Consider the following 18,419-nt stretch of genomic DNA (forward strand, 5'->3'; position numbering starts at 1 on the left):
CTGCTGGTGGGGGTCTGAGGCGCAACGGAACAGAAAACCTACATAAGGAATTCCGAAACCGCCCAATCTCCTATCCCCGCGCGCCTGATGCGCGCGCCTGAAGCATTTCGCGACGGAGAATGGCGTTCATCCGGGTTTGATAGCCACGACCTTCAGATTTGAGCCAAGCAAGCACGTCCTTATCGAGGCTGGCGGTGATCTGCGCTTTTACGGGGCGGTAATGCTTGCCCCGAACAGCGTTCTTCCAATCTTCTTCGGTCAATTCGGGAATGTCGCTGAGATCGATCTCGCTATCGGGACGCGCTGCTAGCGCCGCGAGCCGAGCACGATCAGCGTCGGTCCGTGGCGGCAGATCATCCGCTTTATAGCTAACCATTTTCACGCTCATAATATTGCCTTTCATGTCGTGTCGCCCGTCGGGCCGAAATGATCCGGATAATCTCGATGCCGTCGTCATCGCGGTCCGTGTGAGTGACCATGAGCACCGCAAAGCCATCCACGATCCCGTATGTCTTCCACCGCTCCTCGTGCCCGCTGCCGGGATCGATGATTGTAACATGCAACGGATCGCCAAACACTTCGGCGGCGTCCTCGAAGCTGATCTCGTGCTTTTTCTGGTTGGCGAGGTTCTTCGACTCGTCCCATTCAAAGCGCCCGATTGTCATAGCTTCATATAATTATAATTTCATAATTACGCAAGCGTCATGTCAGTTTCCAACAAACCGTCGTTTGTTGCGACGGCGGCGATCGTCGGCCAGAGCGTGCCAGCACGCGTCATATTCTCATATCAACCCGTCCAGAAACCTGTAGCCGGTAAACCCCACACTGTGTAGATTTTTGCGCAGAGGGGAGCACGGGCCATGCTGATCGGGTACATGCGGGTATCGACCGGGGAGCAAAGCCTCGACCTTCAACGCGACGCGCTGGAATGTGCGGGCTGCGAGCGGGTGTACGAAGACGTGTGCTCAGGCCGCGCCACCGAGCGGCCTGGCTTGGCCCAAGCGCTCGAGGTCGCACGCAGCGGCGACGCCTTGGCCGTCTGGAAGCTGGACCGGATCGGCCGCTCCCTGCCGCATGTCGTCGGACTGGTCGGCGACCTCCAGAAGCGCGGAGTCGGCCTGAAAGTGCTGACCGGCGACGTTGACACAACGACCGCCACCGGGCGCCTGGTGTTCGGGATCTTCGCCACGTTGGCCGAGTTCGAGCGCGACCTCATTCACGAACGCACCATGGCGGGCCTGGCGGCAGCTCGCGCCCGCGGTCGTGCTGGCGGACGCCCGCGTGTCATGACGAAGCAGAAACTGAAGGCCGCAATGGCGATGATGGCTGATCGCGACAACGCCGCGCGCGATGTCGCAAAGCAACTCGGCGTCTCGGTGTCGACGCTCTACGCCTACGTCGATGCCAAGGGGCAGCCGCGTGAACTCGCCGCCCCGCTCCTGGGCAAACGCACAAAATCCACGCGCGCGGTTTAGACGATCATGCCGGTCGGATTCCTTTCCGACGAGCAGGCAAACCGGTACGGTCGATTCCTCGGCGATCCCACCCAGGATCAACTGGCGCGCCACTTCCACCTCGATGACGCTGACCGCGCCTTCGTCGGCGAGCATCGCGGTGACCACAACCGTCTTGGTGTCGCGGTTCAGCTCGGTTCGATCCGCTTGCTCGGCACATTCCTCGAAGACCCAGCGCTGACGCCGGCAGCGGTCGTCCGCTTTGCCGGCGATCAGTTGGCGATAGCGGGGTCGGCCGAGTTGATGGCGACCTATGTTGCGAGTGCTGGGCGCTGGCGCCACTGCCCGCGCATTCGCGAGCGCTACGGTTATCGCCTGTTGACCGATTTTGGTGTCACCTTCCGGCTTCACCGCTTCTTGTATGCGCTGTGCTGGACGGGCACCGATCGGCCTTCGACCTTGTTCGAGCGGGCGGTTGCTTGGCTCCAGGCGGCCAAAGTCATACTACCCGGTATCTCGGTGCTCGAACGCGCTGTCGCGAAGGTGAGATCCCGGACGCACGCCTATCTGCATCGCCGCCTGACCGAGACGCTCACGACCGAGCAACGCGAACGGCTCGACCGCCTCGTTACCGTGCCGGCGAACGAACGCCAGAGTCCGCTCGACCGGTTACGTGACGGCCCTTATGTGCAAAGCGGTCCAGAAATCGGCCGCGCCATTGCCCGCCTGACCGAAATCCGCGCCCTTGCCGAGGGCTTGCCCGAACTCGATCGCGTGCCGCCGGGCAAAGCCGCGGCACTGGCGCGGTTCGCTTCGGCCGCGCGCGCCCAGGCAGTATCGCGTTTGCCGGACGATCGCCGCGCCTCGACGCTTGTCGCGTTCATCCGCTCGCTCGAAGCGAGCGCTGGCGACGACGTCATCGACCTGTTCGACGCGGTATCGACGACTATGTTTGCTCGCGCCCAGGCCGTGTCGCGAGAAGCGCGGATGCGGTCGCTCCGCGATCTCGACGCCGCCGCGCTCAAGCTTCGCGATGCCAGCGCCGTGCTGCTGGATGAAGCTACTGTTGACGCCGATGTTCGCGCGGCAGTCTTCGCATTGGTGGACCCCAAAGCGCTCGCGGCCGCGATCGAACGCATCGGCGCCCTCGCGCAGCCGGTCGACGACATCTACTTCCGCGAACTCCGCGAACATCAACGCAAGATCCGCTATCTGCCCGCACTGCTGGCCGGCCTCGAACTCGATGCAGCGCCGTCAGGCAAGCCATTGCTCGACGCCATCGCGTTTCTGAGGATCGTTCACGCTGGCGGCAAACGTCCTGGCCCGCCGCCGACCACCTTTGCTCCGAAAAGCTGGGTGAGGCAGCTTCGGAACGAGGATGGCACACTCGATCTGGTCGGCTATCGGCTCTGCACACTCGACCGGTTGCGCCACGCGATCCGGCGACGCGACATCTTTCCGGTCCGATCGCTGCGCTATGCCGATCCGCGCAAGGGGCTGCTCTCCGGGGCGGCATGGGAAGCAGCAAGACCAGTCATCTGCCGGACCGTCGGCGTATCGGCGTCATCCGAAGATGAACTCGGCGCCCTCGCGCGACGGCTCGATCTTGCCTACCGCGAAACCGAAGCACGCCTGCCGGCCAACGCCGCGGTCACGATCGTGCGGTCGATGCAGGGAGCAGACCTCTCCCTTGAACCCCTCGACAAGATCGAAGAACCGCCAAGCCTGATCGCGCTGCGTGCCGCGGTCGATGCGCTGCTCCCTCGGCTCGATCTGCCCGAACTCATCCTGGAGGTTCACGCACGCACGGACTTTGCAGCCGCCTTCACGCATGCAAGCGAAGGGGCCGCGCGAGCCGAGGACGTCGCTACCACGATCTGCGCTGTGCTCGTCGCCGAGGCGACGAATACCGGCTTCGAGCCGCTTGTCCGATTAGACGCTCCAGCGCTGCGCCGATCGCGGCTGAGCTGGGTCAAGCAGAACTTCCTGCGCGCTGACACCTTGACCGCCGCAAACGCCATGCTTGTTGCCGCCCAAAATGCGATCCCGCTGGCCCATGCATGGGGCGGTGGCGAGGTCGCGTCCGCCGACGGGCTGCGCTTTACCGTGCCCGTGCGGACAATCCATTCGGGACCAAACCCGCATTATTTCGGTCAGAGGCGGGGTGTAACTTGGTACAATCTCGCCTCCAACCAGTTCACCGGGCTGAACGCGGTGACGGTGCCCGGCACGCTGCGCGACAGCCTCAATCTGCTCGCCGTCGTGCTCGAACAGGAAACGGAACTCACCCCGACCGAGATCATGACCGACACTGCTGGCTATACCGACACGGTTTTCGGCATCTTCCATCTGCTCGGTTATCAATTCAGCCCGCGGCTTGCCGACATCGGCGGTGCCCGGTTCTGGCGCATCGATGGCAAGGCCAATTACGGCGCGCTTGACGAACTTTCCGCCCACCGGATCAACATCAAGCTTATCGCCGAACACTGGGACGACCTGCTGCGCCTGGCAGGTTCGTTGAAGCTTGGCGTCGTCCGCGCCGCCGGGATTACACGCACCCTGCAGACCAACGATCGTCCGACCAAGCTCGCCCGGGCACTTCAGGAACTTGGCCGTCTCGCCAAGACGCTCTATTTGCTGCGCTTCATCGACGACGAGAGCTACCGCCGCCGTATTCTCGTCCAGCTCAACCGCGGGGAAGGTCGCCACCAGCTGGCGCGGATCATCTTCCATGGCAAGCGCGGTGAGTTGCGGCAGCGTTATCGGGAAGGCCAGGAAGACCAGCTCGGCGCGCTCGGTCTCGTCGTGAACCTCGTCGTCCTGTGGAACACGATCTACATGGACGCCGCGCTTGATCGCCTCCGCGCCGAAGGCTTCGACGTGCGACCTGAGGACGTTGCCCGGCTGTCACCTCTTGGCTTCAAACACATCAACATGCTGGGCCGCTACGCCTTCACGCTGCCGGATATCGTGGCGCGCGGAGAACTCAGGCCCCTCCGCGATCCAAACGCCGCCGGGATCGACGATGCGTGACCCAGATCCTTGTGTAGGTTTTCTGTTCCGTTGCTACTCAGACCCCGAACCTCCGTGGCCGAGAAAGCGTCCAGCGATCGCAAGGCAGTCGCGTCGGCGCCGACGGTCCATCGCCAGCCTCCACAAACGCTGGCTCCCTGTGAATTAGTGATTTTGTCCGCTGGGAATCCCAAAAATCAAACTTTTGCCAAAGTAGAGCTAGTTTGAGGTGCCAAATCGTGACACCGATTCGATAAGTGATTACCAATTCTAACGAGTTCTTCTTCGTTTCGCGATCCGGCAAATATTGAGATTGAAATGAAGAATCCCTGGAATTGTCCTGTCAGTGCGCATCCAACTGAGCATATGCCGGCGTGGAGTATTCCGTCATCGATTGCGAAGCCACGCCTTCGAGCTAGCTTCACATCATTTGTGTACTCCTCTAGGGTGATTGGGCGCTCCCATCGTGTTTCGCTGAAGCGCCTTGCTAACTCGAGATCATCGACCCCCTGAACCGCCGAAAGAATGCGGCCCATCACGCCACCGCCCAGTGGTTGACGCTGCCCGGGCGCCATTTGGATTCGCATCGGGGCATTGCTTTCAAGGTGTGCGACCAAACGCAAACGCCTGCCCGCGGTAAGCTGCCAAACTCCGACCGTGGCTTGAAATTGCTCGCTGAGTATTATCATGGTCGGGCGTAGTTGGTCGATCGCCCTTTGAATTGGATCGCCGGTGAATGGACTGGAGGCAGCCCATGCAGGCGTGAGTCGGTAGCGTTTACCCTTTGTTTCGCGCTCCAAAATCCCCTCGTCGATCAGTGTGCGCAAGATGGTGAGGCACGTCGAAGGACTGAATTCGCGCGCATTGGCAACTTCAGAAAGCGTCAAGGGACCGCATTTTCCAATTAGTCGCAGGATTGCAAAAGCCTGAGAAACGGACCGGACGTGTGACATGGCTACTCCATTTTTGCAGCATTATGCAAAACATTGCGGAATGTTGCAACAATTGATCGTCGATTGTAGATCATGCTTGAGCTTCAGCACTGAGTCCGATTCTCGGGCAGAGCGAACCCAAGGTCGTTTCCGAAAGGCGGCAATTTAGGCTGTGGAGTGCAATTTCGATGTACAATCTATTGTCGAGCCTCTCGGTGATCGAGGCTTCGTCGTTCGTCGCCAGCCCCAGTGCGGGGCTCTACTGCGCGCAGATGGGCGCCGAGGTGATCCGCGTCGACCAGATAGGCGGCGGCCCGGACTTCCGCCGTTGGCCAGTGACGGCGAACAATGACTCGCTCTATTGGGAAAATCTCAACCGCGCCAAGAAATCGGTCGCGCTCGACCTGGGCGAGCCCGAGGGTCGCGAACTGCTGCAACGGCTGGTGCGCCAAACCGGGCAGTTCCTGACCAACTTCCCGGTCGAGGGGTTCCTGGGCCATGCCAAGCTGGCCGAAGGCCGCGCTGATCTCATCACCGTCCGCGTGATGGGCTGGGCCGATGGCTCGCCCGCGCTGGATTACACGGTCAACAACGCGGTGGGCTATCCGATGATGACCGGGCCGGGGCCGGAGCCGGTGAACCATGTGTTGCCGGCGTGGGACCTGCTGACCGGCGCTTATGCTGCGTTCGCACTGCTTGCCGCGATCCAGCGCCGCACCGCCACCGGCCAGGGCGGCGAAGTTCGCATTCCGCTTTCGGATGTCGCCATCGGCACGGTCGCCAACCTCGGCGGCATCGCCGAAGTGCTCTACAGCGGTGAGAACCGCCCCCGCCTCGGCAACGCCGTCTATGGCCTGTTTGGTCGCGATTTCGTCACCGCCGACGGGGTGCGCACCATGTTGGTCGTTGTCACCCCGCGCCAGTGGAGCAATCTGCTAATTGCGCTCGGCATCACCGAAGCGGTGTCTATCGTCGAAGCCCAGCGAAGTGTGAGTTTTGCCAAGGATGACGGGCTGCGCTTTGCCAATCGCGATGCGCTGTTCCCGATCTTCGAGGCCGCTGTAGGCGCAAAGAGCCATGCCGAACTGGCTGCTACGCTCGATGCCGGCGGGGTGGTCCATTCCAGCTATCGCACGATGCTGGAAGCTGCGCAGGACCCGGTGATGGTGGGCAACAACCCGATCTTCGGCACTGCCATCAATCCCAGCGGCGTCAGCTATCCGGCCGCCGGTCCGTTTGCCTCGGTCCCGCAGCTGGAACGCGGTGCACCGCAATCGGCCCCGCGTAATGGCCAGCACAGCGAACAGGTGCTGACCGAACGCCTTGGCCTCTCTTCGGGCGAATTCGCCGCCCTCGTCGACTCGGGAATTGTAGGAACCGCCGCATGACCCAGCCCGTACGCAGGGCAGCCATCGTCTCCCCGTTGCGCACTGCCGTCGGCAAGTTCGGCGGCGCGCTTTCCAACCTGTCCGCCGGAGATCTTGGCGCCACCACCATCAAGTCCATGCTCGAACGCACCGGCATCCTTGCCGAACTGCTGCGCAAAGCGCATCACCGCGATGCGCGCTACGGGCTGGAAACCATGTGCATCGGCGGTGGCCAAGGCTTCGCCGCGATCTTCGAGAGGGCATGATGCCAAATTCCTCACAATATGCGAAGGCACTCGACGCGAGCCGAGAATACCAAGCTGCCGCACTGGCAGCGCTGCGCGCCCGGCTGGAAACCGCGCACATCGATACCGAGCAGCGCGCTGCGCACGGCTTCGCCTGGGTTGCGACCGGCGTTGCCGCGCTGGAAGCCGTTGCAGGCTGGCTGGAAAGCAATGGCGACGTCAATCCGGTGGACGCCATGGTCGCGCGGTTGGCTTTTGCCGAGACCATCGCGCAGCTCGTCGGCGGGTTGCCGATGGGCCAGAACGAGCTGTTCCGGCCGGCGGACCTCGGGCTGGGCGATGCCGTGCGTACGCTGGCGGCCGGTTGTGCCGAAGTGATCTATTGCGACCATGCTGCTACCCGTGCCGCGCTGGCCAAGGCGCTGGCCGAAGGGCAGTGGCCCAGCGAAACGTTCCACGACCACGATCTTGACGCGATCCGCGAGCAGTATCGCCGCTTCACCGACGGCGAGATTATCCCCAACGCGCACAAATGGCACCTCGCCAACGAGCTGATCCCCGACGAGACCGTTGCCCACATGGCCGAACTCGGCACGTTCGGTGTCTGCATTCCCGAGGAATTTGGCGGCCTCGGCCTCGGCAAGCTCGTCATGTGCCTAGTCACCGAGGAACTGTCGCGCGGGTGGATCGGCGCGGGTTCGCTGGGCACTCGCAGCGAGATTGCCGGCGAGTTGATCGTGCTGGGCGGCACGGCTGAGCAGAAGTCGCACTGGTTGCCGCTGATCGCCAGTGGCGAGGTGTTGCCGACCGCCGTGTTCACCGAACCTGATGTAGGTTCTGACCTTGGTTCGCTGCAGACGCGCGCTGTGCAGGATGCATCTGGCGATTGGGCGATCTACGGGGCGAAGACCTGGATCACGCATGCCAGCCGCAGCGACCTGATGACGATGCTGACGCGCACGCTGCCTGACGCGAAAGGTTATGCGGGCCTCTCCATGCTGCTGGTGCCTAAGCCGCGCGGCACCGAAGGTAACCTGTTCCCGGCCGAAGGCATGGCCGGCAGCGAGATTGAGGTTTTGGGCTATCGAGGCATGCGCGAATATGTACTGAGCTTCGACGGCATGCTGGCACCGGCCAAAGCGCTGCTGGGCGGCGAGCAGGGGCAGGGTTTCAAGCAGTTGATGCGCACCTTCGAGGGCGCGCGCATTCAGACCGCCGCGCGTGCCGTCGGCGTCGCTCGCCGCGCACTGGAACTGGGGCTGGACTATGCGCTGAACCGCAAGCAGTTCGGTAAGGCCATCGTGAACTTCCCGCGCGTGGCCGACAAGCTGGCGATGAGCCTGGTGGACATGGTGATGGCGCGCGAGCTGACGTATGCTGCTGCCCGTACCAAGGACTCCGGCAAGCGCTGCGACATCGAAGCCGGCATGGCCAAGCTGCTGGGCGCGCGCGCGGCGTGGAGCAATGCCGATGCGGCCTTGCAGATCCACGGAGGCAACGGCTACGCGCTGGAGTTCGAGATCAGCCGCGTGCTGTGCGACGCGCGCATTCTCAATATTTTCGAAGGTGCCGCCGAAATCCAGGCGCAGGTTATCGCCAAGGGCATGGCAGGGGGACCGAACTAATGAGCTACTTCAGGGCATGGATCGGCCGTGATCCGTCACCATTCTCTGGACCACCGGGAATGCGATTTTCCCGCCCATGGTTACGGTGACTGGCTGGGTGTATCATCAGGTTCATCAGTGTGAGCGGGGGCTTGCTGCCGCTGGCACCGTGCGGCCGATCCTTGGTGTAGATCCTATGATTGTCCGGCTCGGACGGGCGTCGGATAGTCCGTCGTAAAGCCGGAGGCCAGTCATGACTGATGCACCTCTGATCCGCTCTGCTGCAATTGAACTTTGCCGCGCGCGCTGGGCAATCGGCGCATTGCTACCGGAGGGGACAAAGGTTAACGTCGGGGCGGTTCGCGGCGGCGATACCGAACGCCTTATGGAGCAGCTCAAAAAATCGAAGCTTGGTTGACCCGGGAGTTCGGACAAGCCGTCGAACTCAAGGTCTGCTTCGAGGCCGGATATGACGGATTCTGGCTCGCGCGATGTCTACGTGCTCAATGTCTCGAGCTTCCTGATTTCGCGCCGCGGGCAATGTACCAAGACCGATCGAATTGATGTGGAGGAGATGACATTCACCTTGCGCGCCTACCTCGCCAGCGATCATTGTGTTTGCCGGGTTGTGCCGGCCCCAATTCTCGGAGTCAAAGACGCAAGGGCACCTCGAACAATGGCGTTTTCAGGCTGACGTAGGTCGCGTGCCGAGGTGACGGCCCGCAAGGTCATCGATTTTGGCCATTCGGCCACCTGTTGGGGCCGCCATTTCGGGATGATCCGGCCGATTTGGCGACTGGCTCGCGGATTTCAGGCGCTATCCGGCTGCCAGCGCGCCGCGTTCGAGCACGACGAGGCGGCGCATGTTGTAGGCCAGGTTCTGCATGCCGATCTTCATGCTCGCCCTCACGATGCCGATGGTGCGCACCAGCTTGCCACCCATGCTGGTGTGCTGGCTGCCGAACACATGTTCGACGCGCGCCCGCACTGACGAGCGGGTCTTGTTGGCCGCTTCCTGTCGTGCCGTGAGCGGCTTGCCCCGGCATCCGCGGCGATGGATCCGGCTCGTGAACCCGCGCGCGGCGAGTTTCTCCTCGGCCTCCTTGCTGCGATAGGCGCTGTCGGCCCACACGGTGCTGGCGGTGTTGCCGGGGTCGAGCAGATCCTCGAGCTTCTGACTGTCGTGCACCGAGGCACTGCTGACGGCGTAGGGGTCTGAGTAGCAACGGAACAGAAAACCTACACAAGGATCTGAGTCACGCATCGTCGATCCCGGCGGCGTTTGGATCGCGGAGGGGCCTGATGAGACCTGTGCGCGGGTAGTTCTGGACGGCGGGCTATTTATCTGATTCTATGAGCCTTTCTGGCATCCAGGAGGGACGGATGGCACATCGTTCGATTGGTCAGGAGCGGCTTGGTTTTGCGGTTACATCAAGGAGCGCTTCGTCGCTTGATGATCTTTCCGATCTGATCGACTGGGACCACATTGCGGGCATTCTTGGACAAGTTCATGCCAGTGCGAAGGGCGAACCAGCATGGCCGCCGCTGGCGATGTTTAAAGCGTTGCTGCTGTCGGTGTGGTACGATCTGTCGGATGTGAAGCTGGCCGAGGCCCTCGATGACCGCGCTTCATTCCGTACCTTTTGCGGCTTTTCAAGAACGGAAGCGACGCCTGAGCGGACGGCTTTCGTCCGCTTTCGCAAGGCGCTGATCGCCCAGAAGCTCGATCGCCTGCTCTTCACGACCATAACGGCGCAGCTCAAGGCCAAAGCGATCACGGTCAAGACTGGCACGTTGGTCGACGCCACGATCATTGCGTCCGCCAGCGAGGGTGATGATGATGCGCGCTGGGTCAAACATAAAGGCAAGCCCGCTGTTCACGGCTTCAAAGCTCATGTCGGTGCCGATGCCGACACTGCGTTGGTCGAAGAAATCGCAATCACGTCCGCCAACATCAATGATGGCAGGGCGGGTCCTGATGCCCTGCCCGATAATCCCGGCGAGGTCTTCGCCGACAGTGCTTATCGGGGTAATCACTTCCGTGATGCTGTACGGGCAAAGGGCGGAATACCGCGGATCGTCGCCACTGGCATGTGGGGCCGCGACGAACAGGAAACGCTGCGCAAGCTCAAAGAATGGAACCAACCGATCCATCGGGTGCGGGGCCGGATCGAGAAGATCTTCGGGACATGGAAGCGCGGCTACGGCCAGCGCCGAATGCGATGGCGAGGCCTCGCCAAAGCCGCCGTCCAAGTCCACCTGACCACCATCGCCTACAACCTCAAACGCACCATGAACATTATCGCAGCCCAAGCATGAAGGCTACCACCGCTCCGATCACAACGGTGGCGACATAGGACAATTCCCATCGCAAAATGGAAAACGGTTCAGTTCCAGTGCTCTACACCCACCCGCGCACAGGTCTCATAACGCAGCCGATGCCGAGGCGATCTGCGAGGCGGTCCGTCGCCCCAGTATGCGTTTCGTGGCTATCAAGTCACCCGAAAAACAGGCCGAGCTTAGCATTCACCGGGCACGCGACCTTCTCGTGCGGCAACGGACGCAGCTCACCAACGCTATCCGATCGATGTTGGCCGAGTTCGGTACAGATCATGCCCGCAGCATACATCAGGCCCTGGGGTTGATCGACCGGATACTGGCAGGCGCCATCGCGGGGATTCCCGCCGTGGCAATGGATGTGCTGCGGATCCTGGCCAGCTAGGTCAAAGACCTTCAGGCGCGGCTCGCTGCCATCGAAAAGCTGATGATCTCGCTCCATCGCGAGAACGAGCTCGCCAAGCGCCTCGCGACGATTCCGGGCATCGGCGTCATCACAGTCGGCGCAACGGCAGCCAAGGTCAGCGATCCTGGCCAATTCCGGTCAGGCCGGCAATTCGCCGCCTGGCTTGTGCGCATTGCGACCGGCAGGCGGCGGCAGTCCCTTTGCGGTGCACTTCGAGACGCCGCCGGGGCAACAGGCGCAGGTCGACTTCGCTCAGTTCCGGGTCCGGTTTGCCAGCGCGCCCGGAAGATAAACAGCATACCAGAGAAGGGATCGAGTCTGAGTTCGCGCTCGACCAGCGAGGCGAGGCCCACCATTCCCTTGCCTGAAGTCTACGGGCTGCGTCGCGACCAGCACTTTGAGCGGTCCAGGCGGGATGATCACGCGCTCACCTGCACGGCCAGCAGCACCCGCTCGATATGATCGGCGCTCACGTCCTCGGGCACGCGGATCTTCACGTTGCCAGTCTCGATGACGATCTGCCCGCCCACCGATTGCGGCGGTGGGCCGAGCAATGCGCCGGCATTCCCCCTCTCGACCATCGCCGGAACAAAGCTCATGGCCTCCGCCCGCTCCCGCAATTCACGCCGCCATGTGTACAGCTGCTGCGGAAACATCCCGTGTCGGCGCGCCACCTCCGACACATTCGCTCCCGGCTCCAGGCTTTCCGCAATAATCCGCGCCCGGGCCTCGCGTGTCCACCGGCGCTTGCCACCAGCCGTTTCGATCACATCAAGCCGTTCCGCACGGGCCGGTACGCTCGTTTGGATACAAGTTTCGAAATCAGTTTCATCGCTCATTGATCACCTCGCCAGACAGCACGGCGAAACTACCAACTCCCGGCAGCTTGAAAATGTGGGGGATTTTTACCGCTTACCACACACTCCGTATCCTGGCCCTCCGATCATAACTGGAATTTTCCCGCTCAAAACGGCCCAGAATTTGGGAAGCAGGTCAATATCAATAGATTGGCGGAACGTATTTCGGTTTTGGAGTCAGCTTTGGAACATATTTTTCTTGGCCATGCCGCCTACAGACCGCAGTTTTCCGATTGACTCAGGCGGAAATATTTGATTGCTGAACCTGCGCAGTCCTGCCAGCTCAGTTCGCTCAAAACGGGTGCACTGTGAGGTTATCCAAATTTGCAATCCATTTCAGTCTAGTGGCGTCTTGCTGCTGTAGTGCTGCTGCACGTGAAGCTGATATCTTGGATTTCGCCAGCTTACATAACGGGCCCCAAAAGAAGTTTGATGCTCAATTGCCGCATCACGCTCCCGAGCCACTCGTCGAGTTGTCGTTACGAACGCATTTCGAACAGAATGGACTTGAACATTGGGATAGGCCCTCGTCGGCGGTTGAGCCTTATCCTGGCGCGCAGGTGGCTGGTGGCAATTTTGAAGTGGAGCAATGGCCGGAAGCAGGGGCGATGCCGCGCAGGCAGCTGAAATATGAACGCGAGTTCGGATCAAGAAACACTGAGAACTGCGAAAGTGCTCGTTACGCTCCGGCCTGGTGGCTGCCACGGGAAATCGAGAGTCGCAGGGCACTCAATTTCGATACGGTCGCAGCCATAGCCTGCGAGTTCGGCCTCCCGACCAATCTTCTCGACGCTGTTATCACGCAGGAGTCCGGATATAAATCCTGGGTGATCAGCAGTGCTGGTGCCATGGGAATCATGCAGATCATGCCGGGAACCGCCCGCCTGCTTGGGCTATCGTATCCGTTTAATAAAGTTTCAAACATGCGGGCAGGTGCGCGGTACCTGCGTCAACAGCTTGACCGTTTCGGACGAGTGGACCTAGCACTTGCCGCTTACAATGCAGGCCCGGAACGACGCGCTCTTCAACGAGGTTACGTGCCAGCCATTCCGGAAACCCGAAACTATGTGCGCACGATCACCACCAATTGGGCACGACTTGCACGACTGGGCGTTGCAACCACCGATGCCGAATTTCGGGGAAATGTGGCCATGACGGCTGTGATCGCGTCAGGTTACCGTAGCGTCGAACTGGTACGCTATGATGGATTGAACGCTTCGAACCCGATATAGTGCGCATAGAGCAACGTAATGCCCATGATGCACGGAAACCCGGTCAGGTAGCTTAGCTGAAACCGTAACCAGAGACGTGGAACCAAGAGAAACTTCTGCTTCCACGTCGTATGTGGGAGGACGACGGCGCCGCCTCGGAGCTCAAGGATTGTTTTCAAAGCCGCACAGCCCGCGCAGATGACGGCAAGCAGGCCAACGGCTGCGTAAAGCTGTGTCCAGGCGTGGACCGCCTCTGGCTTCACGCCTGAAGGGCCCGGTCGTTCTCCATCACTCGCTCCTGGTGGGAAAGGAGCAGTTCATAGGCCCGGCCCAAGGCTTCGTGGATGATCGTCGGGCGCAGGGCCACCTGGATTTCGCCGCGACGGCGTGAAATGATCTCGCAGTAGAAACCTTTCAGGCCCTCACAAACCAGAAATACGTCAGGATCATCGTAGACCGTGTGATCATGCAGGAAAGCAACACAGAACTTGGCGCGCACGCAATCAATTCCGAGTGCCTCAAACAGGCGGTCCCGGAGGTCATCTTTAAGCGCCAGGTTCTTCCGGATGACTTTGTGCAATCGCGGTCGCCCGATCACGAGACGGTCGGCCAAATGGGCTAGCGGGACGCTTTGCTTAGCAGCCTGGTCGTCGATCAGGCGCTTGTACTGCTCCTGCTCGGTGAGCCTCGGCGATATTTCGCCGAAGGAGAAAACCGAGTCATGCATCGAGGCAGGCCTCGGCCGGAACACGGTTTCGGGTGTCACAGTGCGGTGCGGCATGGCTCGTCCTTCCCGAGCCAATTTCTCTATGGGATGCCATAGACTGTCAAGGTGCGAACGTGCTGCTTGTCTTGCACAATCCGTTATGGATCAAAAGACACCCCTGACCTGCGCAAGGTGGACCACGAAGGGGATGACCGCCTTGTCTTGCACCGGTTTTCCGCTGATCTGCGCGATTTTCCGGCGCGTTGCGTCGTAGTCGGCGATCCAGTCTGGCTTGACCTCGAGCCAGACCCTGATCTGGCCGTCGACAGGGTGTTCGGCAAGGAACCGCTCCAGATCCTCGCGTTCCAGTGCGATCAATCTCGTGCTCGCGCAAGCATGTTGAACAGTGGAGCGGAGGCTCTGGAATCGCGTTGTTTTCTTGGAGTATTCGCACATGGCATCGGCCAGGAAAGCAAAGCAGTCCTGGTTTATGAGCATCCGGATATTGCGTGTGCCGCTTGCCATTCTGTTTGCGCCGGGAGTTCCATGGTCGGCACCATAATGACCCAGAATCGTTAATTTTGCGAATCTGTCCTTTGGGGCAGGCGATTCGCCGACCGGTTTCCTGTTCCGATAATGCCAATTGCATTGTCCGGGGATCGCGATCTCGTTTGAGGATAATCGTTGTTCTCAATACAGCACCCTTGATTTCCCAATCAGGCAATCAACACCGATAATGAATCTGAATTCGGCAAATGTTGCGATTCGCAAAGACCAAGAAACCAATCGTTAATTGCTGAGCGGCGCGCTGACCTGTTCTTTCGAGAGGCCCCTAGATGACGGAGGCGGTTTCGAGAAAGGGAACAATGCGATGCAAGACAAGTTCAAAGGGAAGGGAGCGACTCTTCTGCAGACGGCGGCCGTGGTCGCTGTCGCTGCGCTCTTCGGCAGCGAAGTCGCAATGGCCGGTGCCGACACGACCTTCAACACGGCGCTCTCGAGCTTTACCGGCTTCCTCGAAGGTTCTGGCGGCAAGATCATCACCGTGCTTTCGCTCGCCGGCGGCATCGTCGGCCTTGCATCGGGCCGCTTCAGCCTCGGCCAGGTCGCAATTCCGGTCGGCGTCGGTGTCGGCGCGGGCACGGGCGTGCCGATCGTCACCGCCGCCGTCACCGCGACGGTCTGATCCGGGTTTGCCGATCCGCTTGGGCCTCAACAGGCTCAGCGCGGACCGGCCCGAGGGCGGGGTTGCCTCATGAACAGATACACGGTCCCGGCGCATCTCGATGATCCCGAGCTCATCGGCTTTTGGACGCTCGATGAATTCCTCGCGATGATCCTGCCATTTGCCTGGGGCGTCCTGTCTCAACATATTCTGATTGGGCTCATTTCAAGCGTGCTGGCCTGGTGGGGATTGCGCAAGTTGAAGGCGGGACGTGCCGTTTCGTGGATCATTCATACGGCCTACTGGTACCTGCCGGGTGCCTTCATGGGTCTGAAGGCAACGCCGCCCTCGCATCTTCGACTGATGGCGGGCTGACATGGACCTCTCGATCACGCACCAGCAATCGCAGCGGCTCCTGAAGCAGCGCAACCTGCTGGCCAGTTCTTGTCTGGTCTTGTTCGGCGTCTCGGTGATGCTGACGCTGACCGCGCTAAAGCGTGATCGCGAGGTGGTGCTCCAGCCGGTGCTGGCGCGGCCGCTGACGCTGACCTCGAGCCAGGTCGATAAGGACTATCTCGAGTTGGTGACGCGCGATGCCGCGCTGCTGACATTGAACCGCTCGCCGTCAAACCTCCAGTACTGGATGGAATCGATCCTCAGCATAACCGATCCGAGGACGCACGGCCGGATGAAGGCCGAGCTGATGAAGGTGTTCAATGAGCAGAACGGCTCGAACGTCTCGCAGTACTTTACGATCCGAAATCTGAGCGTCGATCCCGACGCCCTCACGAGCGAGGTGAACGGCACGCTCCACACTGTCGTCGGATCGAAGGAAGTGACCGCTGAAGCGCGCACCTTCCGCTTCGTGTGGAGCTACTCGGGCGTCTCGCTGAAGCTCGCCGGGTTCGGCCGGATCACCGAAAACAACAAGAAGGGGGAGCAGCCATGATGGCAGGGCTGGGATGGGGCGCGATTGGCGCAGGCGCGGCGCTGGCGGGACGGCCCTTTGCCGCCTCCGGGCGACCGCTGGGAGCGGCACTCATTTGTCTGGGCGCGCTGTGCCTGGCATCGCCCGCGCTCGCCGACCAGAATGTGATGGCTGCCGACAATGGCACGGTGAGTTGCGTGGCCTCGGCCAAGGACCTCACCCGGATCAGTCTCGCGGGCGACCAGTTTGCCTCGGTGTCGAAGATCACGACCGGAATCCCCAGCGAAGACTTCAAGGTCGTCAACGAGCCGGTGCGCGGTGACATCTATATCTCGGTCCCCGATGGCTTCGTTCGGCCAAACCTTTCGTTCTTCGGCACGACCCGCAAGGGCTTCGTCTACAAGTTCGTCTGCCAGGTGCGCGGGAGCGACGCCGAGCAGGTGTTCATCGCCAATGCCGCGATCAAGGCCGAGCAAGCGCGTGACTGGGAAGTGCGGTCCTCACCCGAGGACGCGGCGGTGCGGCTTGCCCAGGCAATGTACCACAGCGAGGTGCTGGACGGTTTCGACATCCGTCAGTCGGTGCTCGAACCGGTCACGGTCGGCAAACTCGAGGTCCAGCAAGTCGGCGAATACCGCGGCGCGGACCTCAAGGGCCTGATCCTGCGCGTGCGCAACTCTGGCCGCGATGCCCAGGTGCTCAATGAGAACATGCTCGCCGCACGCGGCGCGGTCGCCTTCATGACCCCGGTAAGCGAGCTCGCCGCAGGCCAGGAAACGGCCGTCTACCTCATTCAGGCAAATGGAGGCCGGTGATGGATCTGCGCAGGATATTCCGGAAAGTACCCAAGGCGCTCGATGCGGGCGGCGGCGAAGATGCCTCGCCGCTCGGCGATGCCATCGCCGCCAACGAGGTGACCCGGAAAAAGCAGATGCTGCTGCTCGGTTCAGCAGGCGCCGCAGCGCTGGTAGCGGGCTCTCTCTATATCTTCGACGATAGCGGCAAGGCGAGCGATGCCGAGGTCAGGCAAGCCGCCGAAGGCGTCTCGGTCGACGAAATGGTCAACAAGAACATGGCCGAGAAGGAGTGGCGCGCGCAGTCCGAAGCGCAGATGATGTCGATGAACAACAACATGCGCGCACTCGCCGCCCGGGCGGAGCGCGCCGATCAACTCGAGCAGCAACTGGCGAGCGCACAAGGTGCAGGCGGGGGCCAGGGCGGGGCCATTTCCTCCGATACCGAACGCGTATTGTCGGCCTACCAGACGGAAAACGAGCAGCTGCGCGCAGCGCTGAATGCCGCGCGCCAATCGCCGGTTGGAGCGAGCGCTGGACCAAACGCCCTTTACGGACGCACCAGTCCGCCAAGCTACCAGGTGGCCGGCGCACCGCGGGTTGGCGGACCGCTGCCCACGACACCCGCCGGACAGGCAGCGGCCTCGGCAGCAGGTCTTCCGGTGATGCGCGGGAGTGAAGTGAGCCTGGTTTCGTTCAGCGAAGGCGCGAGTGGGACCGGCACACCGGTGCCCAAGGGCAATACGGTCTTTACCGACAGCGCAAATTATCTGCCGCCCAATTCGATCGCGGTCGCCAAGGTGATCGTCGGGGTCGATGCCATTGCGGGGGTCGAGAGCCAGACTGATCCCTTGCCGGTCGTGCTGCGGATTACCGGACCAGCGCGCTCGGTCTACGAAAACGGGCGGCTGCTCACGACCAATATCGCAGGCTGCCTCGTCAACGGAGCGGCGCGCGCCGACCTCTCCTCGGAGAAGGTCTACGTCAAACTCCAGCGCATGACCTGCCCGCAGCCGGGGGGCCGCTACGCGGTCTCGGACGTCAAGGGCTTCATCGCCTTCGGCGGCAAGACCGGGGTCCGCGGCCGGGTGGTGAGCCGCGAAGGCGCGCTTGTCGGACAGGCGTTTCTCGCCGGGCTCGCCGGCGGGTTCGGGCGCGGGTTCTCGGCCAACACCAGTTCGCTGATGACCGGCACCAATGTCTCGGTGAACGGCCAGCGCCCGAAGCTCGGGGCCGGCGAGATCCTCGAAGGCGGGCTTGGCGAGGGTGTCGCGACCTCGGCCGACATGGTCTCCAAATACCTGATCGAGCGGGCCGAGCAGTATCAGCCCGTGATCGAGATGCCGACCGGGATCGATGTCGAAATCGTCTTCCTCGAAGGCGTGTTCATCAGCGGGTGAG

The 18,419-nt window shown here is 61.6% G+C and carries 19 protein-coding genes and 3 pseudogenes; 15 read left to right on the top strand and 7 right to left on the bottom strand.

The window, feature by feature from the left end; genetic code table 11:
• Window positions 1-70 precede the first annotated feature (70 nt).
• Both OO12_RS24290 and OO12_RS24295 read right to left on the bottom strand, forming a co-directional pair.
• On the bottom strand, window positions 71-403 hold the full coding sequence (locus tag OO12_RS24290; RefSeq protein WP_020997497.1) for a BrnA antitoxin family protein: 333 nt from the start codon (window positions 401-403) through the stop codon (window positions 71-73).
• Window positions 369-665: a BrnT family toxin gene (locus OO12_RS24295; RefSeq protein WP_020997498.1), complete on the bottom strand. Its 297-nt coding sequence runs from the start codon at window positions 663-665 to the stop codon at window positions 369-371. The genes OO12_RS24290 and OO12_RS24295 overlap by 35 nt, the downstream gene beginning before the upstream one ends.
• A 195-nt stretch (window positions 666-860) precedes the next feature.
• Between OO12_RS24295 and OO12_RS24300 the strand changes: the two genes are divergently transcribed.
• Both OO12_RS24300 and OO12_RS24305 read left to right on the top strand, forming a co-directional pair.
• Entirely contained in the window at window positions 861-1,475 is a 615-nt protein-coding gene (locus OO12_RS24300) for a recombinase family protein (RefSeq protein WP_020997499.1), read from the top strand.
• A 6-nt stretch (window positions 1,476-1,481) separates the two neighbouring features.
• On the top strand, window positions 1,482-4,487 hold the full coding sequence (locus OO12_RS24305) for a Tn3 family transposase (protein WP_020997500.1): 3,006 nt from the start codon (window positions 1,482-1,484) through the stop codon (window positions 4,485-4,487).
• A 176-nt stretch (window positions 4,488-4,663) separates the two neighbouring features.
• Here the strand turns inward: OO12_RS24305 and OO12_RS27750 are convergent, their stop codons facing one another.
• Window positions 4,664-5,419, bottom strand: coding sequence for an IclR family transcriptional regulator (locus OO12_RS27750; protein ID WP_020997501.1), 756 nt, complete (start codon window positions 5,417-5,419; stop codon window positions 4,664-4,666).
• Between the two features lie 167 nt (window positions 5,420-5,586).
• Here OO12_RS27750 and OO12_RS24310 point away from each other — a divergent pair, with 167 nt between their 5' ends.
• The 4 genes from OO12_RS24310 (at window position 5,587) to OO12_RS28800 (ending at window position 9,032) form a co-directional block, all read left to right on the top strand.
• On the top strand, window positions 5,587-6,786 hold the full coding sequence (locus tag OO12_RS24310) for a CoA transferase (RefSeq protein WP_020997502.1): 1,200 nt from the start codon (window positions 5,587-5,589) through the stop codon (window positions 6,784-6,786).
• Window positions 6,783-7,031 (top strand): hypothetical protein, encoded by a 249-nt coding sequence (locus OO12_RS29380; RefSeq protein WP_020997503.1) that lies wholly within the window; start codon window positions 6,783-6,785, stop codon window positions 7,029-7,031. Before OO12_RS24310 ends, OO12_RS29380 begins: the two co-directional genes overlap by 4 nt.
• The gene (locus OO12_RS24320) at window positions 7,031-8,635 is read left to right on the top strand and encodes an acyl-CoA dehydrogenase family protein (RefSeq protein ID WP_020997504.1); all 1,605 of its coding nucleotides are present in this window, start codon (window positions 7,031-7,033) and stop codon (window positions 8,633-8,635) included. The genes OO12_RS29380 and OO12_RS24320 overlap by 1 nt, the downstream gene beginning before the upstream one ends.
• A gap of 232 nt (window positions 8,636-8,867) precedes the next feature.
• The gene (locus OO12_RS28800; protein ID WP_160296903.1) at window positions 8,868-9,032 is read left to right on the top strand and encodes a hypothetical protein; all 165 of its coding nucleotides are present in this window, start codon (window positions 8,868-8,870) and stop codon (window positions 9,030-9,032) included.
• A 399-nt stretch (window positions 9,033-9,431) separates the two neighbouring features.
• Here the strand turns inward: OO12_RS28800 and OO12_RS24325 are convergent.
• Window positions 9,432-9,824 (bottom strand): annotated as a pseudogene (locus tag OO12_RS24325) (transposase); the annotation flags it as partial.
• Window positions 9,825-9,997: 173 nt separating this feature from the next.
• Here OO12_RS24325 and OO12_RS24330 point away from each other — a divergent pair.
• The 3 genes and pseudogenes from OO12_RS24330 to OO12_RS29465 form a co-directional block, all read left to right on the top strand.
• The gene (locus OO12_RS24330; RefSeq protein ID WP_020997421.1) at window positions 9,998-10,933 is read left to right on the top strand and encodes an IS5 family transposase; all 936 of its coding nucleotides are present in this window, start codon (window positions 9,998-10,000) and stop codon (window positions 10,931-10,933) included.
• Window positions 10,934-11,042: 109 nt separating this feature from the next.
• Window positions 11,043-11,223: pseudogene (locus tag OO12_RS29460) on the top strand (IS110 family transposase); the annotation flags it as partial.
• Window positions 11,224-11,414: 191 nt separating this feature from the next.
• Window positions 11,415-11,522: pseudogene (locus OO12_RS29465) on the top strand (transposase); the annotation flags it as partial.
• A 254-nt stretch (window positions 11,523-11,776) separates the two neighbouring features.
• On the opposite strand, the gene tnpA reads toward OO12_RS29465, so the two are convergent.
• On the bottom strand, window positions 11,777-12,196 hold the full coding sequence (gene tnpA, locus OO12_RS27255; protein ID WP_020997422.1) for an IS66-like element accessory protein TnpA: 420 nt from the start codon (window positions 12,194-12,196) through the stop codon (window positions 11,777-11,779).
• Between the two features lie 407 nt (window positions 12,197-12,603).
• On the opposite strand from tnpA, the gene OO12_RS27765 reads away from it, so the two are divergent.
• A complete protein-coding gene (locus OO12_RS27765) occupies window positions 12,604-13,446 on the top strand; it encodes a lytic transglycosylase domain-containing protein (RefSeq protein WP_228451648.1) in 843 nt (280 codons plus the stop codon).
• Between the two features lie 238 nt (window positions 13,447-13,684).
• Here the strand turns inward: OO12_RS27765 and OO12_RS24350 are convergent, their stop codons facing one another.
• Together OO12_RS24350 and OO12_RS24355 are read right to left on the bottom strand one after the other, a co-directional pair.
• Window positions 13,685-14,206 carry a hypothetical protein gene (locus tag OO12_RS24350; protein WP_034161352.1) on the bottom strand — a complete coding sequence of 174 codons (522 nt, stop codon included), beginning with the start codon at window positions 14,204-14,206 and terminating at the stop codon, window positions 13,685-13,687.
• A 90-nt stretch (window positions 14,207-14,296) separates the two neighbouring features.
• Window positions 14,297-14,656 (bottom strand): hypothetical protein, encoded by a 360-nt coding sequence (locus tag OO12_RS24355; RefSeq protein ID WP_020997425.1) that lies wholly within the window; start codon window positions 14,654-14,656, stop codon window positions 14,297-14,299.
• A 346-nt stretch (window positions 14,657-15,002) separates the two neighbouring features.
• Between OO12_RS24355 and OO12_RS24360 the strand changes: the two genes are divergently transcribed.
• The 5 genes from OO12_RS24360 to OO12_RS24380 all read left to right on the top strand — a co-directional run bounded on the left by OO12_RS24360 (window position 15,003) and on the right by OO12_RS24380 (window position 18,418).
• A complete protein-coding gene (locus OO12_RS24360; RefSeq protein ID WP_020997426.1) occupies window positions 15,003-15,317 on the top strand; it encodes a hypothetical protein in 315 nt (104 codons plus the stop codon).
• 69 nt (window positions 15,318-15,386) lie between these two features.
• A complete protein-coding gene (gene traL / locus OO12_RS24365; protein ID WP_019054103.1) occupies window positions 15,387-15,671 on the top strand; it encodes a type IV conjugative transfer system protein TraL in 285 nt (94 codons plus the stop codon).
• Between the two features lies 1 nt (window position 15,672).
• Window positions 15,673-16,245 (top strand): type IV conjugative transfer system protein TraE, encoded by a 573-nt coding sequence (locus tag OO12_RS24370; protein ID WP_020997427.1) that lies wholly within the window; start codon window positions 15,673-15,675, stop codon window positions 16,243-16,245.
• Window positions 16,245-17,039, top strand: a complete 795-nt coding sequence (locus tag OO12_RS24375) for a type-F conjugative transfer system secretin TraK (RefSeq protein ID WP_020997428.1) — start codon at window positions 16,245-16,247, stop codon at window positions 17,037-17,039. Before OO12_RS24370 ends, OO12_RS24375 begins: the two co-directional genes overlap by 1 nt.
• Window positions 17,039-18,418: a TrbI/VirB10 family protein gene (locus OO12_RS24380; protein WP_020997429.1), complete on the top strand. Its 1,380-nt coding sequence runs from the start codon at window positions 17,039-17,041 to the stop codon at window positions 18,416-18,418. Before OO12_RS24375 ends, OO12_RS24380 begins: the two co-directional genes overlap by 1 nt.
• Window position 18,419 lies beyond the last annotated feature (1 nt).

The sequence above is a fragment of the Sphingomonas sp. ERG5 genome (assembly GCF_000803065.1).
GTDB lineage: Bacteria > Pseudomonadota > Alphaproteobacteria > Sphingomonadales > Sphingomonadaceae > Sphingomonas.